Source organism: Burkholderia sp. AU30280, assembly GCF_020420125.1.
In the GTDB taxonomy this organism is placed as follows: domain Bacteria; phylum Pseudomonadota; class Gammaproteobacteria; order Burkholderiales; family Burkholderiaceae; genus Burkholderia.
The window spans coordinates 1-2,968 of sequence record NZ_JAIZRY010000037.1 but is presented as its reverse complement, the minus strand read 5'-3'; the positions used below and the strand labels follow the sequence as shown (position 1 = coordinate 2,968).

5 protein-coding genes are annotated in these 2,968 nt (G+C 56.4%); all 5 read left to right on the top strand.

Features of this window, described 5'->3' with window-relative positions; genetic code table 11:
* Positions 1-782 (top strand): RHS repeat-associated core domain-containing protein (locus LGN17_RS36385; protein WP_226201557.1); only part of this gene is annotated, 782 nt, incomplete at its 5' end.
* A gap of 1 nt (position 783) precedes the next feature.
* Positions 784-1,155 (top strand): hypothetical protein, encoded by a 372-nt coding sequence (locus LGN17_RS36380; protein ID WP_226201556.1) that lies wholly within the window; start codon positions 784-786, stop codon positions 1,153-1,155.
* 478 nt (positions 1,156-1,633) lie between these two features.
* Positions 1,634-1,783, top strand: coding sequence for a hypothetical protein (locus tag LGN17_RS36375; protein WP_226201555.1), 150 nt, complete (start codon positions 1,634-1,636; stop codon positions 1,781-1,783).
* Positions 1,784-1,959: 176 nt separating this feature from the next.
* Positions 1,960-2,301, top strand: a complete 342-nt coding sequence (locus tag LGN17_RS36970; protein WP_226201554.1) for an HNH endonuclease signature motif containing protein — start codon at positions 1,960-1,962, stop codon at positions 2,299-2,301.
* A gap of 7 nt (positions 2,302-2,308) precedes the next feature.
* On the top strand, positions 2,309-2,812 hold the full coding sequence (locus LGN17_RS36365; RefSeq protein ID WP_226201553.1) for a DUF4265 domain-containing protein: 504 nt from the start codon (positions 2,309-2,311) through the stop codon (positions 2,810-2,812).
* Positions 2,813-2,968 lie beyond the last annotated feature (156 nt).

Here is a 2,968-nt window from a genome sequence, read left to right as displayed (position 1 = left end):
GGGCCGGGAACGAACAGGCGCCTGCCCCGTCGTTGGCGTACTACCATTGCGATCAGATCGGCACGCCGCAGGAGGTGACGGACGAGGCTGGCGAGGTGGCGTGGTCGGCGCGGTACAAGGCTTGGGGCACCGCGCTGGAAGTCATCAGCGATGCGGCGAGCAAGGCCGGGATCACCAATCCGCTGCGCTTCGCCGGGCAGTACTTTGATCGTGAGACGGGGCTGCACTATAACCGGTATCGGTACTATGATCCGAGTAGCGGACGGTTTGTCTCGAAAGACCCGATCGGGCTCGCCGGTGGCATCAACGTCTATCAGTACGCGCCGAATCCGACGCTGTGGATCGATCCGCTTGGCCTTGCAAGGTGTCCGTGTGAGGATGATTGCGCGAAGATTCTCGCGGATGAAGGTGTCGTAACCGGTAGGCACGGCGATCTGAAGAAAATTGGCGGCTTGCAAGATTCGCATCACATTTACCAAGATGCATCGGTAAACGAATTGCCGGGCTATGACTACAATGCGGCTCCAGCGATCAGCCTGCAAGGTAGAAATGCGGATGGCACGACGCGCGGCACGCCGCATTACATGGCAAATCGTGCTCAAGATAAAGCGTCAGTGGCCGGTACACTTGGCAGTGAGACAGTCGTCGCGTTTAACTCGCTAAAGGCAGCTGGGATGAGTCCGAAGGCTGCTAAATGTGCGGTGCTAAACGCGAGAGGTTATTTCTCCGGAATTGGGGCTGGTGCTGGAAGTAGCACAAAGACCCCCTCGAAGAGAGGATGAAATGGATAAGAAATTTAATGGCGAAGCGTACGCCCTCATATCCGAATTTATGAATTCGGTGAACGCTATGGATAAAGCGACGCTTCAGGCGAGATTTGGTGTCACCGAGCCTGTCTTGGATGAGATATGCGAGTGCCTGAATGACTATTTTGGGAGGAAGCCTGACATAGCTTTGGCATCCGAAGATGTGGCGTTCTCAGGCAAGATCGGCTCAAGGCCGTACGTTGACTTGTATGAAATGAATGACGCCAACACTTGGGGGGCGGAATGCGTCATTTGGGTTGACGGCAAGGCAGCTGAGCCGATCCTTCACGTCGAATTATTTGGCAACGGTAGCAATCTCGGTTTGCGGTATAGGTACATTGGCTCGTGACGGTCCTTTGACAATAGTCACGTTCGGGCAAGTAGGGGCCGCGTGAGCGGCCCTTGCTGTTTCTAGGGGCGGAACTCCGGAAGTCGGCCAACGTGGACTTCCGCGTTTCTCCCCCGCTCGGGGAGAAACGCATCGGCGGCCGTCATGATAGCGGCAACTAGAAAAGCCCCTTGCCACCTCGCGGCGAGCGTCGTCGTTGAGGTGCATTTGCTGGATTCCTGCGATCGCGTGTTGCAGCCAGGTATCGGCCATGACGCGATGTTCGTCGTTCGTGTCGGCCGGCGTCGACGCCGACAATTGCCGAATTCCGACGCTGGCCGTTGCGGCGTCGTCAGCCCGATTTACAGCGGAAATATCGTGTTGGTTCAAAATGCACCATCCCCTTGAAATGGCACAGACATGACGCACGTACCAAACCGCGTGCGAAACGGTCGCTCATGCGTCGCTGTCGAGCACGCAGATCTACACGATGGTGTCGGTGGAGAAACTCAAGCGCATCCACGAGGTGACGCACCCGGCGCGTGAGGCCGGGGCGATGCGGGAGCCTGAGTACGAGGATGACGCCGACGTCGCGGCCGCAGGGACGCTGCTGGCGGAACTGGAAACGGAAGCGGGCGAGGACGAATAACGTGTGCGCGTCGGCCCGCCGCGAGCGGGCTTGGCGGGGCAAGTGTCATGCATTGCAAGATGCCGTGGGCCGCGCTTGCGCCCGGGTGCGCGTCTCGGGAAAATCGTGTCTAGGGAAAAATTACTGTATCGAAAGACCCGATTGGGCTGGCGGGCGGCTCCAACGTTTATCAATACGTGCCCGCGCCAACCGGATGGATTGATCCGCTTGGGCTAGCGCGCATCCCGGCCTCTGTCAAACAGAAGGTTGCTCAGGAGAATAAAAACTTCTTTGGAACGGAAAAGTGCGAGTGTTGTGGCACGGACGTGATTCCTGGCCAAAAGAGTCAACGCGGCGTCATACCTCCGGCGAACGAACGTCAGTTCGATCACGTCGAACCCGACTCGCTGGGCGGGGCAAACAACGAAAAAAACACCCAACTGCTCTGCCGTAAGTGCAATCGTGGCTTCTCGAATAAGCTAAAGGAAAATTTTAAGCAGCTCAACCGCTTGGGGCGCAACCCCTGCGGAAAGGAATAGGATCATCATGCAAGGCTTCGCAAAAATCGTGTTTCGTCTGAAGACTGACGCTGACGGATATCCGCCCGTTGGCTTCGAATCAATGTGGGGGGGGGCTCTTGGCGAGAATTCCTACGTGATGGACAACGTGCCTTACTACATATGTGGGGTGAGCAAAGGTGATACGGTCGTGACCGAGGAGATTGATGGTGAACTTATTGCCGCTGGAGTAGTTGCACTGGGGGGACACTCAACCCTCCGGGTATTTGCGGAGGATGAGATAACCAGGAAGGCAATTGTCCAGAGCCTCACGCAACTTGGAGCACAATGCTCGGTAACCGACGGGTTATCGCTCTTTGCAGTTGACATTGCTGCTGATGTCGAATTTCATAAAATCGACGCTTTCTTGGCTTCACAATGCGATGGCGAGCACGTTGCCTATGAGGATGCATGCCTACAGCACGCGGGAATAGACAGCATGCGAATGGAAGAGTGTGCGTCACTAGCGACGGTACCATTGCGGCTCAATTAGCGCGGGCAATTTCGTTGCGTGAGAGACGGGCTTAAAATCTCTAACAAAATGAGTGTTCGGGGGCTGTTAACCCGCCGCGCGTTTTGTTAACCTCTTCGTTGTTTCGCTGACGAGGAGGCCATGGCCAAACCGATACTCGATGACGAACTGTGGTCA

Excerpts from the sequence above, each read along its gene's own strand:
- LGN17_RS36365 (WP_226201553.1), top strand. The coding sequence starts at position 2,309 with ATGCAAGGCTTCGCAAAAATCGTGTTTCGTCTGAAGACTGACGCTGAC.
- LGN17_RS36380 (WP_226201556.1), top strand. The coding sequence starts at position 784 with ATGGATAAGAAATTTAATGGCGAAGCGTACGCCCTCATATCCGAATTT.